Below are 18,610 nucleotides of genomic sequence, written 5' to 3' on the forward strand. Positions count from 1 at the left end.
CATCATGGAGACCAGGGAGGACCACGCGTGAACGACACCGCATCGCGGACGCGCATCGGCGACAGCATCCGCATCCCCCGCACGGCCGCCCGCATCGGCGTCGCCCGTCGCGACATCACCCCGCCCGTCGGCATCCGTGCCAAGAACTGGGGCCCCGCCGACTGGGAGCGTTCCGAGGGCGCGCACCGACCGTTCACGCTCACCGCCCTCGCCGTGATCGGCGGGGATGGGCGCCCGCGCGTGCTGCTGGCCGTCGACGGCACCTGGTGGCGGCGTGTGGCCGACGAGCGGGGCGTGCGCGGCACGATCCTCGACGCGCTCGGCCTGGAGCCCGACCAGCTCATGGTGTCGCTGTCGCACACCCACGCCGGCGCCGTGCTGTGCGCAGCCGACGCGCATCTGCCCGGCGGCGAGCTCATCCCCGGATATCTGGAGTCGCTCGCCGCGGCGGGCGTCGCGGCCGGGCGCGATGCGCTCGACGGCGCTCGACCCGGACTGATCGAGTGGACGTCGGGCCGGTGCACCCTTGCCGCCGACCGCGAGCTCGACGTCGACGGGAGGGCGCTGGTGGGCTACAACCCCGGCGCTCCCGCCGACGACACCGTGATGATCGGCCGGCTCAGCGTCGGCGGCGAGGTGCGCGCGACGCTGGTGAACTACGCGTGCCACCCGACGACTCTCGCCTGGCAGAACCGCGAGGTGTCGCCCGACTACGTCGGCGCGATGCGCGACATCGTCGAGCGGGAGACCGGGGCGCCGTGCCTGTTCGTGCAGGGCGCGTCTGGAGAGCTGGCCCCGCGCGAGCAGTACACGGGCGACGTCGGGGTGGCCGACCGGCACGGGCGCTCGTTGGGGCACGCCGTGCTCGCCGCGCTCGATGCGCTGCCGGCTCCGGGCGAGCAGCTGACGCTCGAGGGCGTGGTCGAGTCGGGGGCGCCGCTGGCGATCTGGGCCGGCGCGCCCGCGGAGGCCGGCGATGCGGCGGCGGGGTCTCTCACGAGCGTCGAGCTGACGCTGCGCGATCTGCCGACGCTCGACGAGCTCGCCGAGGAGTGGAAGGACATCGACCCGCGCTCGCGCGAGGAGCGTCTTGGTCGTGCGCGCAACCTGCGCGAGGGGTACATCGACGGGCCGACCGTGCAGCATCCGGTGTGGGCGTGGCGATGGGGCGACGCGGTGCTCGTCGCGCATCCGGGCGAGGCGTACTCGCGGCTGCAGACCACGCTGCGCGCGCGGTTCCCTGACACGCCGATTCTCGTGATGAACCTCACCAACGGCCCGGGCTTCGTGTACCTGCCCACTCGCGACGCGTACGACCGCGGCGCGTACCAGGCATGGCAGACCCCGCTCGCCCCCGGCGCGCTGGACGCGCTGGAGCAGCACGCCGTCTCGGTGGTCGCCGGTCTTCTGGGCCGCTGACCCCCGGGGGTTTCGAGTCGCATGAATCGCCCTCATTCGCCCCAGGAGAGGGCAAAACATGCGACTCGAAACCCGGGGCCACTAGGCTTGCTATAGCAAAACTCGGAGGAGAGACATGACACAGGCACCCGTCGCGATCGTCACCGGAGGCTCGGCCGGCATCGGCTGGGAGATCGGCCGCCGCCTCGCCGACGACGGCTACCTCGTCATCGCCGCCGACCGCGTCCCCGGCTTCACGGAGGGCGACAACCCCGCCGGCATCCTCTGGCGCGAGCTCGACGTCACCGACCACGCCGCCGTCGATCGCGTGTTCGGCGAGATCGAGGCCGAGCTCGGCCCCATCGAGGTGCTCGTGAACAATGCCGGGATTCAGCGGCACCGCGGCATCGAGGACCTCACCTGGGACGAGTGGGCAGCCGTCGTCGACGTCAACCTGCACGGCGTGTTCTCGGCGCTGCAGGCGGCAGGAAAGCGGATGCTGGCGCACGGCGGCGGGCGCATCGTGAACATCTCGTCGATCTCGTCGCGCGGATCGGCGGGGCGGGCGCCGTACGCCACCACCAAGGCCGCCGTCATCGGACTCACCGCCACCGCCGGCGCCGAGTGGGCGGCCAGGGGCGTGCGCGTCAACGCGGTCGCCCCCGGCTACGTCGACACCGGTGTCTTCCGCCAGGGCGTCGAGCAGGGCACGCTCAGCCTCGACACGATCCTCGCGCGCATCCCCGCGAAGCGCTTGGCCGACGCGAGCGAGATCGCCGCGGCCGTGAGCTTCCTCGTCTCGGACGAGTCGCGATACATGAACGGGCAGACGCTGTACGTCGACGGCGGCTTCATGGTCGATTACGGCATCCCTCTCGCGAAGAAGCCGGAATGACCGCCATCGCGCGCATCGACACCGCGACGGCGGTGCTCCCCCTTCCCGCCCCGCTGCAGCTGGGCGCGATGACGGTGACGCGGCGCGAGTACAGCGCCGTTCGGGTCGTGGACGCCGACGGCGTCGAGGGCGTCGCCTACTGCCTGTCGCGCGAAGCGCCCATGGCCGAGATCGTCGAGCGGCTCGTCGCCCCGCACGCGCGAGGGGCGGACGCCGACGATCCGGCATCCGCATGGGAGCGGATGCTGCGCGGCAGCGCCATCGTCGGGCGCGTAGGGCTGGTGCGCCGCGCGATCGGCCTCGTCGACATCGCTCTGTGGGACATCGCCGCCCGTCGAGCAGGGCAGCCGCTCTGGCGGATGCTCGGCACCGGGAGCGCCCCGAGCGACGCGATGCTCGTGGCTGCCTACCCGTCGCCGTCGCGGACCCCGCGCGAGGTCGCCGACGAGGTGCTGTCCCAGGCCGCGGGCTGGTCGACGGTGAAGATCTCGCGCACGCCCGACCCGTCGTACATGCGTGAGCTGATCGCGCTGATCACAGCCGAGCTCCCCGTCGAGACGGGGCTGGTGGTCGACGTGGGCTTCGGGTGGACCGACGCGGATGCCGCGCTCGCCGAGATCGCGCAGTGGGGAGACCCGCGGCTCGCCTGGCTCGAAGACCCGCTGCTGCCGGAGGACGCGGCCGGGTGCGCGCGCATCCGCCGGGAGTCGGGTCTCGCGATCGGGGTGGGCGACGAGGTCACCGACCCCGACGTGCTGCGGAGGCTCGTCGATGAACAGGCCGTCGACGTGCTGCGGCTCGACGTCGTGGCGATCGGCGGTGTCACGCCGGCGCTGGACGTGATCGCGTGGGCGGCGGAGCGCGGTGTGCCGGTCTCGGGCCACGTGTATCCCGAGGTCACGGCGCACCTGGGCATCGGCGTGGAGACCTTCGCGCGCGGCGTCAACCCGTACGACCCTGCGCCGTCGTTCGTGCGCGGGGGTCCGTCGTTCGACGGACGGGTCGTACCCGCGGACGCGCCGGGCCTCGGCTTCACGCTCGACAGCGGGGTGTTCGATTTCGGAGGGAGCGCACGATGACCACGTCTTCGACGGATTCTTCGTCGGATGCCGGCACGACGGCATCCATTCGTCCGCGCAGCGCCGTGGTGACGGGCAGCGGCAAGGGCATCGGCCGGGCCATCGCCGAACGGCTGACGGCCGACGGCTGGATCGTCGTCGGGCTGGAGCGCTCCCCGGGCTCCGGCACCGTCGAGGAGGGCATCTGCGCCGAGGTCGTGCTCGGCGACTCGTCGGAGCGAGCCGCGCACCTCCGCGCCGCCGAGGCCGCGATCGCGAGGGCGCCGCTGGCCGGCTGGGTGAACAACGCCGGGATCACGAAGCGCACCGCGCTGCACGAGCTCGACGAGGACGTCGTGCGCGAGATCGTCGGCATCAACGGCTTCGGCTACGTCTGGGGGTGTTCGGCGGCGGTCAGCGCCTTCGTCGACCAGGGCGTGCCCGGCGCGATCGTGAACATCGGCTCCATCCACGGTCGTGCCAGCCACCCCGACCACGCGGCCTACGAGTTCACCAAGGGCGGCATCGACGCGCTCACCCGCAGCGTCGCGGTGACGTACGGCGGGCTCGGCATCCGCGCGAACACGGTCGCGCCAGGCGGTGTGCGCACACCCCACCTGGAGGCGCAGATCGCGGCCGCCGCCGATCCCGCGGCCGAGGAGAGGGCGCTCGCCGAGGGCCCGCCGATGGGGCGCATCGCCCGCGCCGAGGAGGTCGCCGCGATCACGGCGTTCCTGCTGTCGGACGAGGCGCCGTATGTCACGGGACAGTCGATCGCGGTCGACGGCGGCTGGACGGCATCCTTCGGCGACGTCTCGGTGGACCCGGCCTTGCGGGCCCGCTTCCGCTCCTGACCCCGCGCGGCGTCAGGCCTTGAGCATCGAGGCGCGGGAGATCAGCCCGCCGACCACGTCGAAGGTCGCGATGGTCTCGGTGGCGACGCCCGCGTTGATGACCCGCTCCTGCGCGACGACCCAGCGCGTGCCGAACTGCACGGTCGTGTCGATGACGCATGACAGCTCGGGGTTCTGCAGCCGCGGCTCGTAGAACGCGCGGATCGCGGCGGAGCCCGTGAGCGGCTCGGGGGCGACCCCGGTGATGACGGCATCCGGCGCGTAGGCGGCCACGAAGGCGTCGAGGTCGTGCGCGTTGAACGCGTCGAGCTGCGCCTGCACGGTATCGAGGGCGGAACGCCCGGTGGCCGGACGGTCGAGGGCGGCGGGCTCAGTCAATGCGTACTCCTCCGTTGACGTCGTAGGTGGCTCCGGTGATGAAGCGGGCGCGGTCCGAGGCGAGCGACGCGATGATCCAGGCGACGTCGGCGGGCCGGCCGAACGCCCCGAGGGGGATGGAGGCCTCGAGCTTCTCGCGACCCGCTCCCTGCAGCTGGTCGGTGATGGCGCTCGCGACCGGCCCCGGCGTCACGGCGTTGACGCGGATGCCCTCAGACGCGAGGTGCCGCGCGAAACTGCGGGTGATCGCGAGGATCGCGCCCTTGCTGGCGGCGTAGTGCATCCCGGTCTGCAGCGCGCCGACCTGCCCCGCGATCGACGAGATGTTCACGACCGACCGGTCGCCCTCGGCTGCGCGCAGCAGCGGCAGCGCGGCGCGCGTGAGCAGGAAGGTCCCGCGGGCGTTGGTCTCCATGACGAGGTCCCACTCGTCGATGTCGATGTCGTCGAACGGCGTGTAGGGGCACACGCCGCCGTTGTTGACGAGCACGTGCAGCTCGCTCCACGCCTCGTCGATCTCCTTCACGAGAGACATCACGGATGCCGGATCGCGCAGGTCGAGGCGCGAGACGCGCACCTCGGCGGCCCCGGCGCGTCGGCAGTCGTCGGCGACGCGGGCGGCCTCGCTCTCACGTCCTGCATAGGTGATCCAGAGGGCGTACCCGTCGCGGGCGAGTTCGAGGGCGGATGCCGTTCCGATGCCGGAACTGGCGCCGGTGAGGAGTGCGCGGCGAACAGTCATACACCAAACGCTATAGCAAATTCGGGTGCGAAGGAACCGCTTATGCCCATGTTGCTAGATGCTATAGCATTCTGATTCATGGTAACTCCCTTCGTCCTCCTCACCGACTGCGATCTCCCCGGCGACGCTGCCGAGCAGACGCTGCGCGCCGCCGGCATCCGCGTCGAGCGGGCGCCCGACACCTCGTTCGACACGCTGGCGCGGCTCGGCGCCGAGGCGGAGGGACTCATCGTGCAGTGGCACCGCATCGACGGCAGCCTCCTCGATCGGATGCCGAAGCTGCGGATGATCAGCCGGCTCGGCATCGGCTACGACATGGTCGACGTGGCGGCGGCCACCGCCCGCGGCATCGCCGTCGCCAACACTCCCGGGTACTGCGTCGAGGAGGTCGCGGCGCACACGATCGCCATGATCATGACGCAGGCCCGCGGACTCCCGGAGTACGACCGCGCCCTGCGTGCGGGTGAGTGGAGGCCGGTCGCCGCGCGGCCCATGGCCGTGCGGCCGTCGCGGACGACGGTGTCGGTGCTCGGGTTCGGCCGCATCGGCTCGCTCGTGGCCCGCGGATGCCGAGCGCTCGGGTTCCGCGTGCTCGTGGCCGACCCGTACGCCCCCGCGGAGGCGGTGCGCGCCGCCGACTGCGAACCCGTCTCGATCGACGAGGCCATCGCCGGCGCCGACCTGCTCACGCTGCACGTGCCGCTCACCGACGAGACGCGGCACCTCATCGACGCCGACAGCATCGCCATGATGCGCCGGGGCGTCGTGATCGTCAACACCTGCCGCGGCCCGCTGATCGACGAGAGCGCCCTCGTCGACGCTCTGCGGAGCGGGCGCGTCGGCGCTGCGGCCCTCGACGTGTTCGAGACCGAACCGCTGGCCCCGGATGCTGCGCTGCGCGATGCGCCGAACGTGCTGCTCACCCCGCACGCCGCCTGGTACTCGCCCCAGGCGATGGAGGACCTGCCGGTGCACGCGGCGCAGAACCTCGTGGACTTCTTCGCCGGGCGCCCTGTGCCGGCGATCGTCAACCGCGAGTACGCCGGAACCACAGCGGCGACCGCGTGACGCGAGAAGCGAGGGAGGAGCAGCCATGGAGCTCATGAGAAGAGGGCCGTTCGGGGCCGAGCGCCCCTACGTCCGTGACGATGCAGGGGTCGTGCGCGACCTCTCGCCGCTGACGCCCGACATCGACGGGGAGTTCCTCGCCGCCGACGGCGTCGCCCGCGTGCGGAGGGCACTCGCGGCGGGGGGGCGCCCCGAGGCCGATGTCTACGGGCTGCGGATCGGCGCACCCATCGCGCGGCCGTCGGCCGTGATCTGCATCGGCCAGAACTATGCCGCGCACGCGGCCGAGTCGGGGGCCGAGCAGCCGCAGCATCCGGTGGTCTTCTTCAAGCACCCCAACACGGTCGTCGGTCCGGATGACGTGGTGCTGCTCCCGCCCGGCGCGGAGAAGGTCGACTGGGAGGTGGAGCTCGCCGTCGTCATCGGGCGGAAGGCCCGATATCTGGGGTCGCCGGACGCCGCGCGTGACGTGATCGCGGGGTACGCGATCTCGAACGACGTGTCGGAGCGCGCGTATCAGCTCGACGTGTCGGGCGGGCAGTGGTCGAAGGGCAAGTGCTCTGAGACGTTCAACCCGCTGGGACCCGTGCTCGTGCCCGCCGACGAGCTCGATCCGCAGGCACTCAGGCTGCGTTCCTTCGTCAACGGCCAGCCCCGGCAGGATTCGTCGACGGCCGACATGATCTTCCCGGTGCTGCAGCTCGTGCACGAGCTGAGCCAGTACATGGTGCTCGAGCCCGGCGACGTCATCAACACCGGCACACCGCAGGGCGTCGCGCTCTCGGGCCGGTTCCCGTACCTCGCCGACGGCGACGTCATGACCATCGAGATCGAGGGGCTCGGCCGCCAGCAGCAGCGCACCGAGCGCGCCGTGGTCGGCTGACCGGGGAACGGCGGCGGTCTGCGCCCGCGGCACGGTTCTTCGCTGAGTGCACCGTGCCGTGGGCGGAGATCGTCAGCCGGCGAACGGCGTGACGGCGACCCCCACTGCGCCGGGGCGAACGGCGAACAGCGAGCCCGCAGCGGTGTCGTGATCGCCGTCAAGGCCCTGCGCGGAGGTCGTGATGTAGAGCGTCGAGAGGTCGTCTCCGCCGAACGTGCAAGCGCTGACCTGAGCGACCGGCAGGCCGACGCGCTCCGTGAGCGCGCCGTCGGGGGAGTACGCGTGCACGGCCGAGCCTCCCCACAGCGCGACCCAGACGCGTCCATCGGCCGAGACGGTGAGCCCGTCGGGCATGCCCTGTTCCTCGGGGATCTCGACGAGAGGGCGGCGGTCGACGAGTGCGCCGTCGTCGTGCACGTCGAACACGTCGATGCGGTGTGTCGCGCTGTCGACGTAATACGCGTGCTCCCCGCCCGCCGAGAACCCGAGCCCGTTCGAGACCGTGACCGCGGTCAGGACGGTCGTCGTGCCGAGGCGGCCGTCCACGCGCAGCAGGGTGCCGGAGGGGCTCGTGCCGTCGTACGCCATCGAGCCCGCGAGAAGTCGGCCCGCCGGATCGCAGCATCCGTCGTTCATCCGCACACGGCCGTCGTGCGTCAGCGCGATCACAGGGTCGAACCGGCCATCGGGCTCAGACGACAGGTGCAGCGTGCGCGCGCCCACCGCGGCGAGTCCGCCCGCCGCGCGCGGCCGCACGAAGGCGAGGTACTCGTCGTCGACGTGGCGCCTGCGGATGCCGTGGGGTGTGAGCGCGAGGAGATCGCCGGCCTCGCCGTCGACCCACAGCAGAGTGCGCTCCTCCGCCCACCACACCGGCGCCTCGGCGTGGTGCGCGATAGGTCCAGTGACGTTCTCGGCGGTCAGCACGCCTTCGAGCCTATTCGCCGGCCGCAGGCTCGGCGGGGAGCTCGCGGGCGACCTTCTTCTCCAGCACCTCGACCGCCTCGTCGGAGAGCAGGATGAGTCCGTCGAGCTCGTCGCGCACGCGCTTGTAGGCGACGTTGCGCTCGGCCTGCGTGGCGGATTCGTCGACGGCCACCTTGAGCAGCTGCTGCGCGCGCTCCAAGCGCTTGCGCTCCGCCTCCGAGAAGGTCGAGTCGCGCAGGCGCCGCGCGTCCTTCTCGGCGACCTCGAACGCCACGGCGTACGCGCCGACCGCGTCGAGGTAGTCGGAGATCTGCTTGTCCGAGACCGGCGCGTCGGCTGACGACGGACGCAGCGCGTCCGCCGTCTTCTTGGCGCGGAGGAAGGCGGCGACGAGCGGCTGGCGGCCGTCGCTCATGGCCGGGTACGCGATGAGCTTCGAGACGTCGAGCTCGTAGTCGAGCCAGCGCGCGGTGATCTCGTCGTGCTCGGCGAACAGGCGCGTGAGCAGTTCGGAGGGAGCCACGGATGCCGTCGTGTCGACGACGTGCGCCCCGGTAGGCGCCGGACCGCTCATCACGGACCGCGCCTCGAACTCTGCGGCCTTGAGCTGCGCCTTGACGCGCAGCGTCTCGAGGCGTCGCTCGTGGCGGCGGCGCGCCGCCCACTCCCAGCGCTTGGCCGCGGCGCCGGCCACGCCCATGAGCGGGAACACGAGCCACCAATAGTGGCCGAGCCACTCGAAGAGGGGTTGCATGATGCCTCAGCCTACTTCGCGACACCACCGCGCGGTACGTCCACCGCATGTCGTCGTGCTCGCAGCCGTACGATGTTTGCGACGGTATCCCCTCTGCCGTCGTCGACGAGCGACCTTCGGTTGAAGACGCCTACCCGAATCCGGCGCTGATCTCGCGGTTTCTCGCCGTGCCCCTCCTCACCATGCAAGGAACCTCCATGTCCCTGGCCGATGTCGTCGAGCACCCCTCGACCGTATCCACCTCCGTCCCTTCGTTCACCGCCCACGACGGCCCGACGATCTCCCTGAGGAGAAGCCGCCCTGCCGTGTCGGCTCTCGCCGAGGAAGCCTTCCACGGCATCGCCGGCCGCATCGCCAATGGCATCTATCAGCCGGGCGACCGCATCAGCGACAAGCAGCTCGCTCAGGAGTTCGGATTCTCCCGCACACCCGTCCGCGAGGCTCTGCAGCGCCTCGAACGCATCGGACTCGTCGAGATGCACCCGAGCCGATACACCGTCGTCACCGCGATCACCCCCGAGATGGCCCGGGCCACGTGGGAGTTCACCGGCCTCTTCGCCGGGAACGTCGTGCGCCTCGCGTTCCCGCGGCTCGGCGAGACCGAGCGGGCCCAGGTCGTGGAGCTCATCGCTGCGGCGATCGAGAAGGTCCCGTCGAACGCCGAGTGGCTCACCGCGCAGATCGCGCTGTTCGGCTATCTCGCCGACCGCGCCCACAACGATCTCTACCGGTCGCTGCTCGGCGATTCGTGGTACCTGATCCTGCGCAACCTCGCCCGCATCGGCATCTCGCCCGCGGGCCAGGCCGAGAGCATCCGCGCCCTCCACCTGCTCTCCGATGCGTTCGTCGAGGGCGACCTGCTTGCGGCGGAGCGCGCAGCCCAGCGGGTCTACGGGCTGGCGTGAGCGCGGGCGTCCGGTCGCGCGAAGGGATGCCGTGCGACCGGACGCCTGACCATGCCCTCGTGCGGGGCACGCCGCCGTCGCGCACGCTCAGCGGCCGAGCTTCTCGGCGCACGCGACGCAGTGGGACGCGAAAGGCCGCACCTCGAGGCGGGCGCCCGGGATCTCGTTTCCGCACGACGCGCAGACCCCGTAGCTCCCCGCGTCGAGCCGGGCGATCGCATCGTCGACCGCCCGCAGCTCGGCGGCCGCCGCGTCGGTGAGCCCGGTCAGCCGCGACCACTCGGACGAGAGTGTGACGCCCTCGGGGTCGTGCTCGTCGTCGTCGTTCGACCCTTCGCGGTCGTGCGCGAGCGCGTCGAGAGTCGCGCGCGTCGCCGCGAGCCGTGCCTCGGCCTGTGCTCGCAGTTCGCCGAGCAGGGCGCGGAACCGTGCGTCGTCGGAGGTCATGCGCACACTCTAGGCGGAGCATCCGACGCCGGGCCGTCCAGGGCGTTGAGTCGCACAGGTGCGCGTGCCAGGATGAGCGCGGATCGGTCCGCCGTGGACGGATCCCGTCGGGAGGAGCAGACATGCAGCTGGCCATGATCGGACTGGGACGGATGGGCGCCAACATCGTCCGCCGTCTGATGCGCGACGGACACGAGTGCGTCGTCTACGACGTCAATCCGGATGCCGTCGCCGCGCTCGCCGCGGAGGGCGCGATCGGCGCCGACAGCGTCGCCGACCTCGCCGCCAAGCTGCAGTCGCCCCGTGTGGTCTGGCTCATGGTGCCGGCATCCCTCACCGGTCGCGTCGTCGACGAGGTGGCCGCAGTGCTCGACAAGGGCGACATCATCATCGACGGCGGCAACTCCAACTATCGCGACGACGTGCGCCGGGCGGCGGCGCTGCGCGAGCGCGGCATCGAGTTCGTCGACATCGGCACGAGCGGCGGCGTCTTCGGCCTCGAACGCGGCTACTGCCTCATGGTCGGCGGATCGGATGCGGCGGTGCAGCACATCGAGCCGATCCTGAAGACCATCGCACCGGGCATCGGCGAGATCGAGCGCACGCCCGGCCGCAGCGGAGAGCCGTCGCCGGAGGAGCAGGGGTACCTGCATTGCGGGCCGTCCGGCGCGGGCCACTTCGTCAAGATGGTGCACAACGGCATCGAGTACGGCATCATGGCCGCCATCGCCGAGGGTCTCAACCTGCTCGAGAACGCGGATGCCGGAGTGCGCGAGGCCGAGCACTCGGCCGAGGTCGCGCCGCTGGAGGAGCCCGAGTTCTACCAGTTCCCGATCGACACGGCCAAGGTCGCCGAGCTGTGGCGGCGCGGATCGGTGATCTCGTCGTGGCTGCTCGACCTCACCGCCGCCGCTCTGCACGAGAACCCCACGCTCGACGGTCTCGCCGGCCGGGTGTCCGACTCTGGCGAGGGGAGGTGGACGGTCAAGGCCGCGGTGGACGTCGGCGTTCCCGTTCCCGTTCTGGCGGCCTCGCTGTTCGAGCGTTTCGCGTCGCGCGACGAGGACCGCTTCGCGAACCAGGTGCTCTCCGCCATGCGCCTGCAGTTCGGCGGTCACCAGGAGCGACCTGCCGGAGACGTGCTGGAGGCCGGAAGCCGCAAGTCCGACGCCGGCTGACGATCGGCCGGCGTCGTCCTCATCCCGCGTCATGCGTGTGCGCGAGGGCGTCGCGCACGACGGCGCCCGGACCGCCGCCCGAGGCGCCGACGCTCCGCTGACGGTCGGCGCCGTTGCCTCGCCGGAGGATCTCACGGATGCCGTGCCGCACGATCCGCCCTTCGGCGGCGTCGGTGACGTGCGGACCCACGAACGCCAGCAGCTCGTCGACGGCGGCGGCCGCCGGCACGGGGCGGCTCAGCGCCGGGCTCATGAGCTCCTGCGACAGGCCCCAGCGGCTCGCCCGCCACGATGCGAGCCGCAGCAGGCTCGTCGGGGTGTCTGCGGCGGGCACGCCGTCGCGCCACGACGCGGCCGACGCTTCGACGAGCGCGCGGATCAGCACGGCGAGGCACGCGGCGTCCTGCGGACGAAGGCACACGTCGGCGATGCGGATCTCCACCGTCGGCGCGTGCGACGACAGCCGCGCGTCGAAATAGATCATGCCGCGGTCGAGGGACACATCGGCGGAGAGCACCGCGTCGACCGCCGCGGCGTACCCCTCCGCCGTGTGGAACCGGTCGTATGCGCCAGCGCTCGGCCACCGGCTCCACGCCTGATAGCGGTAGCTCGCGAAGCGCGAGTCGACACCGTGCCAGTACGGCGAGTTGGCGCTGAGCGCCAGCAGCACGGGCAGCCACGGACGGATGCGGTCGAGCACTGCCACGCCCTCCTGCGGTGACGAGATCGACACGTGCACGTGCAGCCCGCACGTCAGCTGCTCGTCCATCGTGAGGCCGAAGCGCTCCCGCATCCGCTCGTACCGCGGAGTGTGCACGAGGTGCGGGTCGCACGCGTGAGCGGGGGTGGCCATCGCGACGGCCCGCGCGCCGTGCTGCTGGGCGCGGAGGTCCGCCGCCCGCCGTCCTCCGACGATCGTCGCGACGATGTCGTCGTACCCGCCAAGCGGAGGTGTGACGACCTCGATCTGCTCGCTCTTCACCTCGGCTTCGAGCTGCGACCCGCACGGGAGCGTGAGCGGGCCGCCGTGCAGGATGCGGGTGGCCGCCGGCACCGGTTCGAGGGTCTCGGCGTCGACGAGCAGCAGCTCCTCCTCCAGCCCGACGAGGCGTCCGGGGAGCGGGACGAGTTCGGCCGGATGCTGCTGCGGCTCCGGGTCTGCGCCGAGCGCGAGAGTCATGGCGATCCCTCCTGTTCCTCGGGTCGCGCGGCGAGCAGGGGGCACTCCGTCAACCGGTCGATGATGTCACCCTCGTGCACGTCGAGAAAACGCGACACCCGCGCCACGGCATCCGCGTCTGCCCCTGTGTCCATGACCAGAGCATGGACGATCCCGGGGGCGGCGGCAGGGGGATTGACGCGACGAGCCGTCGACCGCTAGCTGTACTGACCGGGGACGTCGATCACGTCCGCCGCGTGTGAGGCATCGAGCTTGCCGAGTAGTCGCTCCAGGGCTGTCAGCTCGTCGGGGGTCAGCGCATGGAAGAAGGCATCACGACCCCGGCGCAGGCCGGGCTGCAGGTCGTTCCACCGCTGCTGCCCCTCGGGGGTCAGGCTCAGAAGCCGCGACCTGGCATCGGCGGGGTTCGGCCGAGCCTGGACCCATCGCGCATCGATGAGCTTCCTGATGGTGGCACCGATGTTCCGCGGGTCGACCGCGGTGGCGGTCGCCACCTGTGCCTGTGTCCGTTCACCTTCCGCGAGGGCAGCCATGGCAGAGGACTGGGCCGTGGTGATCCCCTGCCCTGCCAGGTGAGTCGCCCATGCTCTCTCTGCGCGCCGTCCGAGGGTCGCCAGGAGGAAGCTGGCCCCCTGGCGATACTTGACGCCAAGCAGAACACGTCCGTACCCCCGATCGCGACGGCTCGATCATCCATGCCGAGGTCACGGTCGGCAACTCCACGATCATGCTGTGCGATCGCAAGCCCGACTGGCCCTTCACACCAGCCTTCCTGCAGGTCTACGTCCCCGATGCCCAGGGCTGCCTGGACAGGGCTGTCGCGGCGGGAGGACGCATGGTGACTCCCGTCAGTGACTTCTACGGCGGATACCGGATCGCGCGCGCTCTCGACCCGTGGCGCAACCTCTGGTGGATCTACGAGCCGACGACCCATCCCCTGCGCCAGGAGGAGCGCGACAGCGACACCGACTGGCACGACCGCAAGCCCAGCCTCGTCTACACCTCCCTCATGGAGGCCATGCGCTCCCTGGATCGACCTGAGTCGGCATGAACCACCACTCGTTCATCGGCCCCGATCACGCAGCGTCCGATCGCGGCTCACCCGAACAGCAGCGTGAGAACCGTGGCGCCGCCGCCACCGAGGATCAGCGCGACGATGACCGTCCACGCCACGATGCGGATGCGGCGATTGCGGCGCGCGTCGAGGTCGCCGTAGTCCTCGCTGTCGTGGCTCATCGACACCTCACCGGTTCAGAGCTCGGCCGCTCACGCGCCGACCGGCTCGGTCACGGTCGGGCCGAAGGCCGCGGGAAGGGTGGCCTGCGAGCGCTCGCGCAGCTCGGCCGCTGAGACGGTGAAGACGTCCTGCACCTCGAGCTGCGGTTCGGTGTCGGTCACGCCGATGCGCAGCACCGGGTAGCCGCGACCCTCGCACAGTCCGCGGAACTTCACGTCGTCCTCGCGCGGCACGGTCACGATGACGCGTCCGGTCGACTCGGAGAACAGGGCGGATGCCGCGTCGACGCCGTCGCGCTCCATGAGCTCGGTGAGCCACACCCGCGCGCCGACGCCGAACCGCATGACGCCCTCGGCGAGCGCCTGGGCCAGACCGCCCGTGGAGAGGTCGTGCGCCGACGAGATCAGCCACTCGTCGCGCGCCGCCGCGAGCAGGCCCGCAAGGCGCTTCTCACCGGCGAGGTCGACCTTCGGCGGGCGGCCGCCGAGGGGCTGGTGCACGACGTCAGCCCACGCCGAGCCGCTGAGCTCGGTCTGCGTGGTGCCGAGGAGGTAGATGTTCTGCCCCTCGTCCTGCCACCCTGATGGGATGCGGCGCGAGACGTCGTCGATGATGCCGAGCACGCCGACGAGCGGCGTCGGGTGGATCGGCACGTCGCCGGTCTGGTTGTAGAACGACACGTTGCCGCCGGTGACCGGGGTGCCCAGCTCGTAGCATCCGTCGGCGAGGCCGTCGACCGTCTGGCCGAACTGCCACATGACCTCGGGGTTCTCGGGGGAGCCGAAGTTGAGGCAGTCGGTGATGGCGGTGGGCACGGCACCCGTGACGGCGACGTTGCGGTACGCCTCGGCGAGCGCGAGCTGCGCGCCGGCGTACGGGTCGAGCTGGCAGTAGCGGCCGTTGGCGTCGGTCGCGATGGCGAAGCCGAGGCCCGACTCCTCGTCGACGCGGATCATGCCGGCGTCGTCGGGGAAGGCGAGGGCGGTGTTGCCGAGCACGTAGTAGTCGTACTGGTTGGTGATCCAGCGCGTGTCGGCGAGGTTCGGCGACGCGACGAGGCGCAGGAACTGCTCGCGCAGCTCGGCAGGGTCGTTCGAGCGCGGCAGATTCTCGGCGGCATCCGCCTGCAGAGCGTCGATCCACGTCGGGTACGCCACGGGGCGGTCGTAGACGGGGCCGTCGACCGCGACGGTCGACGGGTCGACGTCGACGATGCGCTCGCCCTGCCAGTCGATGACGAGGCGGCCGTCGCCGGTGACCTCGCCGAGCACAGAGGTCTCGACGTCCCACTTCTTCACGACCTCGAGGAACGCGTCGAGCTTCTCGGGCGCGACGATCGCCATCATGCGCTCCTGGCTCTCGCTCATGAGGATCTCTTCGGCGGTCAGCGAGGGGTCGCGCAGCAGCACGTTGTCGAGCGACACGTGCATGCCGGAGTTGCCGTTGGCGGCGAGCTCGCTCGTGGCGCACGAGATGCCGGCGGCGCCGAGGTCTTGGATGGCCTCGACGAGCTCCTTCGCGTACAGCTCGAGGCAGCACTCGATGAGCACCTTCTCGGCGAAGGGGTCGCCGACCTGCACGGCGGGCCGCTTGGTGGGGCCGCCGTCGGCGAACGTGTCGGAGGCGAGGATGCTGGCGCCGCCGATGCCGTCGCCGCCGGTGCGGGCGCCGAAGAGCACGACCTTGTTGCCGACACCCGTGGCGTTCGCGAGCTTGAGGTCTTCGTGGCGGAGCACGCCGACCGCGAGCGCGTTGACGAGCGGGTTGGCCTGGTAGACGGCGTCGAACACGGTCTCGCCGCCGATGTTCGGAAGGCCCAGGCAGTTGCCGTAGAAGCTGATGCCGGCGGTGACGCCGTGCACGACGCGGGCGGTGTCGGGGTGGTCGATCGCGCCGAAGCGCAGGGCGTCCATCACCGCGACGGGGCGGGCGCCCATCGAGATGATGTCGCGGACGATGCCGCCGACGCCGGTGGCAGCACCCTGGAAGGGCTCGATGAACGACGGGTGGTTGTGCGACTCGGCCTTGAAGGTCACGGCCCAGCCCTCGCCGACGTCGATGACGCCCGCGTTCTGGCCCATGCCCACCATGAGGCGCTGCTTCATCTCGTCGGAGACCTTCTGGCCGAAGCGGCGCAGGTAGTTCTTGGAGCTCTTGTACGAGCAGTGCTCCGACCACATGACGGAGTACATCGCGAGCTCGCCCGACGTGGGGCGGCGGCCCAGGATCTCCTTGATGCGCGCGTACTCGTCGTCCTTGAGCCCGAGAGCCGCGTACGGCTGCTCCTTCTCGGGGGTCGCGATCGCGTTCTCGACGGAGTCGGGGACGTGCTTGTGGGCAGGTGCAGGGGCGGTGGTCACGCGCACTCCAAGATCGGGGCCGGCGGGGCGTCTCCAGTCTACCGGCGCATTTAGCGGCCTAATTCTCGGTCATGGGCTGTGCCAGGGGTCGACGAGGTCGACCGTGAGGCCGTCGAAGTCGGTGACGTTGCGAGTCGCGAGCACCGCCCCGTTCACGGTCACGATGGCCGCGATCTGCGCGTCGGCGATGCTGATGGGGCGTCCGAGCCGTGCGCGGTACGCCACGATGGTTCCGTACTCGACCGCCGCACTCGCATCGAACACCAGGATGCGGTCTGCGAAGAGCTGCAGCATCCGATCGAACTCCTCGGCGAGGACTCGTCTGCGGGCGCCCTGCGGGAGAAGGGCGATGCCCGCCGCGATCTCGGCGATCACAACGGTCGTCGTCCACACCTCGCGCTCGGGGATCCCGTCGAGCCATTTCCGCACGCGCTCGCTCGGCCGCGATCGCATGAACTCCGACAGGACGTTGGTGTCGAGGACGATCATGTGAGATCGAGCGGTCGGGGATAGTCGTCGCGGGGAGGGACCTCGAGCGCCGTGCCGTCGGAGAAGATCGAAGCGAGGCGGGTGCCGAATCCTTCGCCCACGCGTGGCGGCGGCGAAGAAGCGCGACGAGCGGCGGCGGTCAGGATGCTGCGGATCTCGGCTTCCATGGAGCGTCCTTCACGCGCTGCGCTCATCTTGAGGGCTCGTACGACATCGTCGTCGAGCCCACGCACGGTGATCGTGGCCATCGCGGAGCCTCCTGACTGCAGTGCTGTCACTGCAGTCATCATGCTACGCGCCCGGGAGACTGGCTGAGGAGTGCCTAATCCGCGGATGCCGCCGCGAAACGGCCTGCGAGCGCGGCAGCGGCCTCGCGCAGCGGTGCGGGGTCGAGCACACGGAAGGGCGCGTCGAAGCGGGCGACGGCGGCGAGCAGCCCGATCCACGACCACGATCCGAGCGTCACGCGGCAGCGCGTGTCGTCGATGGCCTCGACCGTGCCGTCGTGATCCACCCACGGCGCGACCCGGTGCGCCGGCAGCTCGATCTCCACGGAACCGACGCAGGGCCACTGATCTCCGGCATCCGATCCCTTCGCTCTGGCCGCGAGGTACGTCGCCGCATCGCCCTCGGGGATCGGCCGAGGCGTGAACGACGGGCCGACCGGGATGCGCGGCGTCACGCGGTCGAGCCGGAACGTGCGCCAGCCGCCGGCGTCGAGGTCCCACGCCAGCAGGTACCAACGGCCCTCCCTGGCGACGACCGCGTGCGGCTCGGTGCGCCGTGGCGGCCGGTCGTCGTCGCGGTAGCCGAAGCGCAGCACCATGCGATCGCGCACGGCAGCTGTGACGGCCTCGAGCACGGCGGGGTTCACGCTGACCTCCGCGGTCTCGCCGGAGAAGCGGATGCCGTCGACCCGGTGCCGCAGTCGCGACGGCATCACCTGCCGCACGGTCGCGAGCGCCCTGGCGGCCGCGTCGCCGACGTCGATGCCGCTCGCGGAGACGCCCTGCAGAGCGACGGCGATCGCGACGGCCTGCTCGTCGTCGAACAGCAGCGGCGGGAGCTCGGAGCCCGCTGCGAGGCGGTACCCGCCGTCGGGACCCTTGCCCGCACCGATGCGGTAGCCGAGCTCGCGCAGCCGGTCGACGTCGCGGCGGACGGTGCGGACGCTCACACCCAGGCGATCGGCGAGCACGTGACCCGGCCAGTCGCGCGGCGTCTGCAGCAGCGAGAGCAGCGCGAGCATGCGCGACGACGGGGATGAGGTCATGCCGTCAATTCTGCTCCGAGTAGAGGACAGAATCTGGCCTCTTCGATTGCGATCGTTGTTCACGTGCGGCGGATCGCCGCGTGACGACAGATCGACAAGCCAGGAGTTCTCATGACCCTCACCACCACCACGCACCTCAACTTCCGCGGCACCGCGCGTCAGGCGCTCGAGTTCTACGCGACCGTGTTCGACGGCGAGGCGACGCTCACCCGCTACGCCGACCTCGGGATGCCGGCCGATGTCCCCGGGGCGGACAAGATCGTGTTCGGGCAGGTGTCTTCGCCCGCCGGCATCCGTCTCATGGCCTACGACGTGCCCGGTCACGACGACGCCGACGGCCAGGCGATCGCCGGCGCGACGCGGCGCGAGAACGGCATGACGATCACCGACCGCACCTTCTTCCAGTCGCTCAGCGCGTCGTCTCTCGACGAGCTCGCGCGGTACTGGGAGCGTCTCGTCGACGGGGCGGAGGTCATCGAGCCGCTCGCGGCGTCGGCCTGGTCGTCCGGGTTCGGCATGCTCACCGACCGCTTCGGCGTCACGTGGGTGCTCGACGTGCGCGCCGAGGATGCCGTGCGCTGAGC

22 protein-coding genes and 1 pseudogene are annotated in these 18,610 nt (G+C 71.1%); 10 read left to right on the forward strand and 13 right to left on the reverse strand.

The annotated features are described in order from the left end of the window. Window positions 1-27 precede the first annotated feature (27 nt). The 4 genes from AB663_RS04950 (at window position 28) to AB663_RS04965 (ending at window position 4,205) form a co-directional block, all read left to right on the forward strand. Window positions 28-1,419 (forward strand): hypothetical protein, encoded by a 1,392-nt coding sequence (locus AB663_RS04950; RefSeq protein WP_067196352.1) that lies wholly within the window; start codon window positions 28-30, stop codon window positions 1,417-1,419. A 115-nt stretch (window positions 1,420-1,534) separates the two neighbouring features. Next, window positions 1,535-2,293, forward strand: a complete 759-nt coding sequence (locus AB663_RS04955; protein ID WP_067196353.1) for an SDR family NAD(P)-dependent oxidoreductase — start codon at window positions 1,535-1,537, stop codon at window positions 2,291-2,293. Then, entirely contained in the window at window positions 2,290-3,372 is a 1,083-nt protein-coding gene (locus AB663_RS04960; protein ID WP_067196355.1) for a mandelate racemase/muconate lactonizing enzyme family protein, read from the forward strand. Before AB663_RS04955 ends, AB663_RS04960 begins: the two co-directional genes overlap by 4 nt. After that, window positions 3,369-4,205 carry an SDR family NAD(P)-dependent oxidoreductase gene (locus AB663_RS04965; protein ID WP_067196357.1) on the forward strand — a complete coding sequence of 279 codons (837 nt, stop codon included), beginning with the start codon at window positions 3,369-3,371 and terminating at the stop codon, window positions 4,203-4,205. The genes AB663_RS04960 and AB663_RS04965 overlap by 4 nt, the downstream gene beginning before the upstream one ends. A 12-nt stretch (window positions 4,206-4,217) precedes the next feature. Here AB663_RS04965 and AB663_RS04970 read toward each other — a convergent pair whose 3' ends face one another. Together AB663_RS04970 and AB663_RS04975 are read right to left on the reverse strand one after the other, a co-directional pair. Beyond that, window positions 4,218-4,583, reverse strand: coding sequence for a nuclear transport factor 2 family protein (locus AB663_RS04970; protein ID WP_067196359.1), 366 nt, complete (start codon window positions 4,581-4,583; stop codon window positions 4,218-4,220). Continuing rightward, window positions 4,576-5,325: an SDR family NAD(P)-dependent oxidoreductase gene (locus tag AB663_RS04975; RefSeq protein ID WP_067196361.1), complete on the reverse strand. Its 750-nt coding sequence runs from the start codon at window positions 5,323-5,325 to the stop codon at window positions 4,576-4,578. The genes AB663_RS04970 and AB663_RS04975 overlap by 8 nt, the downstream gene beginning before the upstream one ends. A gap of 78 nt (window positions 5,326-5,403) precedes the next feature. Here AB663_RS04975 and AB663_RS04980 point away from each other — a divergent pair, with 78 nt between their 5' ends. Both AB663_RS04980 and AB663_RS04985 read left to right on the forward strand, forming a co-directional pair. Further along, window positions 5,404-6,393, forward strand: a complete 990-nt coding sequence (locus AB663_RS04980; protein WP_067196363.1) for a C-terminal binding protein — start codon at window positions 5,404-5,406, stop codon at window positions 6,391-6,393. 25 nt (window positions 6,394-6,418) lie between these two features. Then, entirely contained in the window at window positions 6,419-7,276 is an 858-nt protein-coding gene (locus AB663_RS04985) for a fumarylacetoacetate hydrolase family protein (RefSeq protein ID WP_067196365.1), read from the forward strand. A gap of 72 nt (window positions 7,277-7,348) precedes the next feature. Here the strand turns inward: AB663_RS04985 and AB663_RS04990 are convergent, their stop codons facing one another. Both AB663_RS04990 and AB663_RS04995 read right to left on the reverse strand, forming a co-directional pair. After that, window positions 7,349-8,203: an SMP-30/gluconolactonase/LRE family protein gene (locus AB663_RS04990; RefSeq protein WP_232304643.1), complete on the reverse strand. Its 855-nt coding sequence runs from the start codon at window positions 8,201-8,203 to the stop codon at window positions 7,349-7,351. 10 nt (window positions 8,204-8,213) lie between these two features. After that, window positions 8,214-8,957 (reverse strand): hypothetical protein, encoded by a 744-nt coding sequence (locus tag AB663_RS04995; RefSeq protein WP_067196367.1) that lies wholly within the window; start codon window positions 8,955-8,957, stop codon window positions 8,214-8,216. Between the two features lie 197 nt (window positions 8,958-9,154). Between AB663_RS04995 and AB663_RS05000 the strand changes: the two genes are divergently transcribed. Beyond that, entirely contained in the window at window positions 9,155-9,862 is a 708-nt protein-coding gene (locus AB663_RS05000; RefSeq protein ID WP_067196369.1) for a GntR family transcriptional regulator, read from the forward strand. A gap of 87 nt (window positions 9,863-9,949) precedes the next feature. Here the strand turns inward: AB663_RS05000 and AB663_RS05005 are convergent, their stop codons facing one another. Then, the gene (locus AB663_RS05005) at window positions 9,950-10,309 is read right to left on the reverse strand and encodes a TraR/DksA family transcriptional regulator (RefSeq protein ID WP_067196371.1); all 360 of its coding nucleotides are present in this window, start codon (window positions 10,307-10,309) and stop codon (window positions 9,950-9,952) included. A gap of 122 nt (window positions 10,310-10,431) precedes the next feature. On the opposite strand from AB663_RS05005, the gene gnd reads away from it, so the two are divergent. Further along, entirely contained in the window at window positions 10,432-11,487 is a 1,056-nt protein-coding gene (gene gnd / locus AB663_RS05010; protein ID WP_067196373.1) for a phosphogluconate dehydrogenase (NAD(+)-dependent, decarboxylating), read from the forward strand. A gap of 19 nt (window positions 11,488-11,506) precedes the next feature. Here gnd and AB663_RS05015 read toward each other — a convergent pair whose 3' ends face one another. From AB663_RS05015 to AB663_RS05020, 3 genes are all read right to left on the reverse strand, one after another. Then, window positions 11,507-12,667, reverse strand: coding sequence for a carboxylate-amine ligase (locus AB663_RS05015; RefSeq protein ID WP_083511113.1), 1,161 nt, complete (start codon window positions 12,665-12,667; stop codon window positions 11,507-11,509). After that, window positions 12,664-12,801, reverse strand: coding sequence for a hypothetical protein (locus tag AB663_RS17115; RefSeq protein WP_157540886.1), 138 nt, complete (start codon window positions 12,799-12,801; stop codon window positions 12,664-12,666). The genes AB663_RS05015 and AB663_RS17115 overlap by 4 nt, the downstream gene beginning before the upstream one ends. 63 nt (window positions 12,802-12,864) lie before the next feature. Continuing rightward, window positions 12,865-13,323, reverse strand: coding sequence for a MarR family winged helix-turn-helix transcriptional regulator (locus AB663_RS05020; RefSeq protein ID WP_067196375.1), 459 nt, complete (start codon window positions 13,321-13,323; stop codon window positions 12,865-12,867). A gap of 29 nt (window positions 13,324-13,352) precedes the next feature. On the opposite strand from AB663_RS05020, the pseudogene AB663_RS05025 reads away from it, so the two are divergent. Then, window positions 13,353-13,718 (forward strand): annotated as a pseudogene (locus AB663_RS05025) (VOC family protein); the annotation flags it as partial. A gap of 47 nt (window positions 13,719-13,765) precedes the next feature. Here AB663_RS05025 and AB663_RS17340 read toward each other — a convergent pair. The 5 genes from AB663_RS17340 to AB663_RS05045 form a co-directional block, all read right to left on the reverse strand. Next, a complete protein-coding gene (locus tag AB663_RS17340; RefSeq protein WP_198147933.1) occupies window positions 13,766-13,903 on the reverse strand; it encodes a hypothetical protein in 138 nt (45 codons plus the stop codon). Window positions 13,904-13,933: 30 nt separating this feature from the next. Continuing rightward, the gene (gene purL, locus AB663_RS05030; protein ID WP_067196377.1) at window positions 13,934-16,264 is read right to left on the reverse strand and encodes a phosphoribosylformylglycinamidine synthase subunit PurL; all 2,331 of its coding nucleotides are present in this window, start codon (window positions 16,262-16,264) and stop codon (window positions 13,934-13,936) included. A gap of 69 nt (window positions 16,265-16,333) precedes the next feature. Beyond that, window positions 16,334-16,753, reverse strand: coding sequence for a type II toxin-antitoxin system VapC family toxin (locus AB663_RS05035; protein WP_067196379.1), 420 nt, complete (start codon window positions 16,751-16,753; stop codon window positions 16,334-16,336). After that, window positions 16,750-17,001, reverse strand: a complete 252-nt coding sequence (locus AB663_RS05040) for a FitA-like ribbon-helix-helix domain-containing protein (RefSeq protein WP_067196381.1) — start codon at window positions 16,999-17,001, stop codon at window positions 16,750-16,752. Before AB663_RS05040 ends, AB663_RS05035 begins: the two co-directional genes overlap by 4 nt. 74 nt (window positions 17,002-17,075) lie before the next feature. Next, complete coding sequence (locus AB663_RS05045; protein WP_067196383.1) at window positions 17,076-18,026, reverse strand: helix-turn-helix transcriptional regulator; 951 nt, start codon at window positions 18,024-18,026, stop codon at window positions 17,076-17,078. 111 nt (window positions 18,027-18,137) lie between these two features. On the opposite strand from AB663_RS05045, the gene AB663_RS05050 reads away from it, so the two are divergent. Beyond that, window positions 18,138-18,608, forward strand: coding sequence for a VOC family protein (locus AB663_RS05050; protein ID WP_067196385.1), 471 nt, complete (start codon window positions 18,138-18,140; stop codon window positions 18,606-18,608). Window positions 18,609-18,610 lie beyond the last annotated feature (2 nt).

Origin of the sequence: Microbacterium sp. XT11, assembly GCF_001513675.1 — a bacterium.
Classification (GTDB): Bacteria; Actinomycetota; Actinomycetes; order Actinomycetales; family Microbacteriaceae; genus Microbacterium.

Coding starts and splice junctions, on each gene's coding strand:
- AB663_RS05015 (WP_083511113.1), bottom strand. CDS start 12,667: ATGACTCTCGCGCTCGGCGCAGACCCGGAGCCGCAGCAGCATCCGGCC.
- AB663_RS05050 (WP_067196385.1), top strand. CDS start 18,138: ATGACCCTCACCACCACCACGCACCTCAACTTCCGCGGCACCGCGCGT.
- AB663_RS04975 (WP_067196361.1), bottom strand. CDS start 5,325: ATGACTGTTCGCCGCGCACTCCTCACCGGCGCCAGTTCCGGCATCGGA.
- AB663_RS04960 (WP_067196355.1), top strand. CDS start 2,290: ATGACCGCCATCGCGCGCATCGACACCGCGACGGCGGTGCTCCCCCTT.
- AB663_RS05000 (WP_067196369.1), top strand. CDS start 9,155: ATGTCCCTGGCCGATGTCGTCGAGCACCCCTCGACCGTATCCACCTCC.
- AB663_RS05040 (WP_067196381.1), bottom strand. CDS start 17,001: ATGGCCACGATCACCGTGCGTGGGCTCGACGACGATGTCGTACGAGCC.
- AB663_RS17340 (WP_198147933.1), bottom strand. CDS start 13,903: ATGAGCCACGACAGCGAGGACTACGGCGACCTCGACGCGCGCCGCAAT.
- AB663_RS04980 (WP_067196363.1), top strand. CDS start 5,404: ATGGTAACTCCCTTCGTCCTCCTCACCGACTGCGATCTCCCCGGCGAC.
- AB663_RS05045 (WP_067196383.1), bottom strand. CDS start 18,026: ATGACCTCATCCCCGTCGTCGCGCATGCTCGCGCTGCTCTCGCTGCTG.
- AB663_RS05005 (WP_067196371.1), bottom strand. CDS start 10,309: ATGACCTCCGACGACGCACGGTTCCGCGCCCTGCTCGGCGAACTGCGA.
- gnd (WP_067196373.1), top strand. CDS start 10,432: ATGCAGCTGGCCATGATCGGACTGGGACGGATGGGCGCCAACATCGTC.
- AB663_RS04965 (WP_067196357.1), top strand. CDS start 3,369: ATGACCACGTCTTCGACGGATTCTTCGTCGGATGCCGGCACGACGGCA.
- AB663_RS05035 (WP_067196379.1), bottom strand. CDS start 16,753: ATGATCGTCCTCGACACCAACGTCCTGTCGGAGTTCATGCGATCGCGG.
- AB663_RS04955 (WP_067196353.1), top strand. CDS start 1,535: ATGACACAGGCACCCGTCGCGATCGTCACCGGAGGCTCGGCCGGCATC.
- AB663_RS17115 (WP_157540886.1), bottom strand. CDS start 12,801: ATGGACACAGGGGCAGACGCGGATGCCGTGGCGCGGGTGTCGCGTTTT.
- AB663_RS04985 (WP_067196365.1), top strand. CDS start 6,419: ATGGAGCTCATGAGAAGAGGGCCGTTCGGGGCCGAGCGCCCCTACGTC.
- AB663_RS04995 (WP_067196367.1), bottom strand. CDS start 8,957: ATGCAACCCCTCTTCGAGTGGCTCGGCCACTATTGGTGGCTCGTGTTC.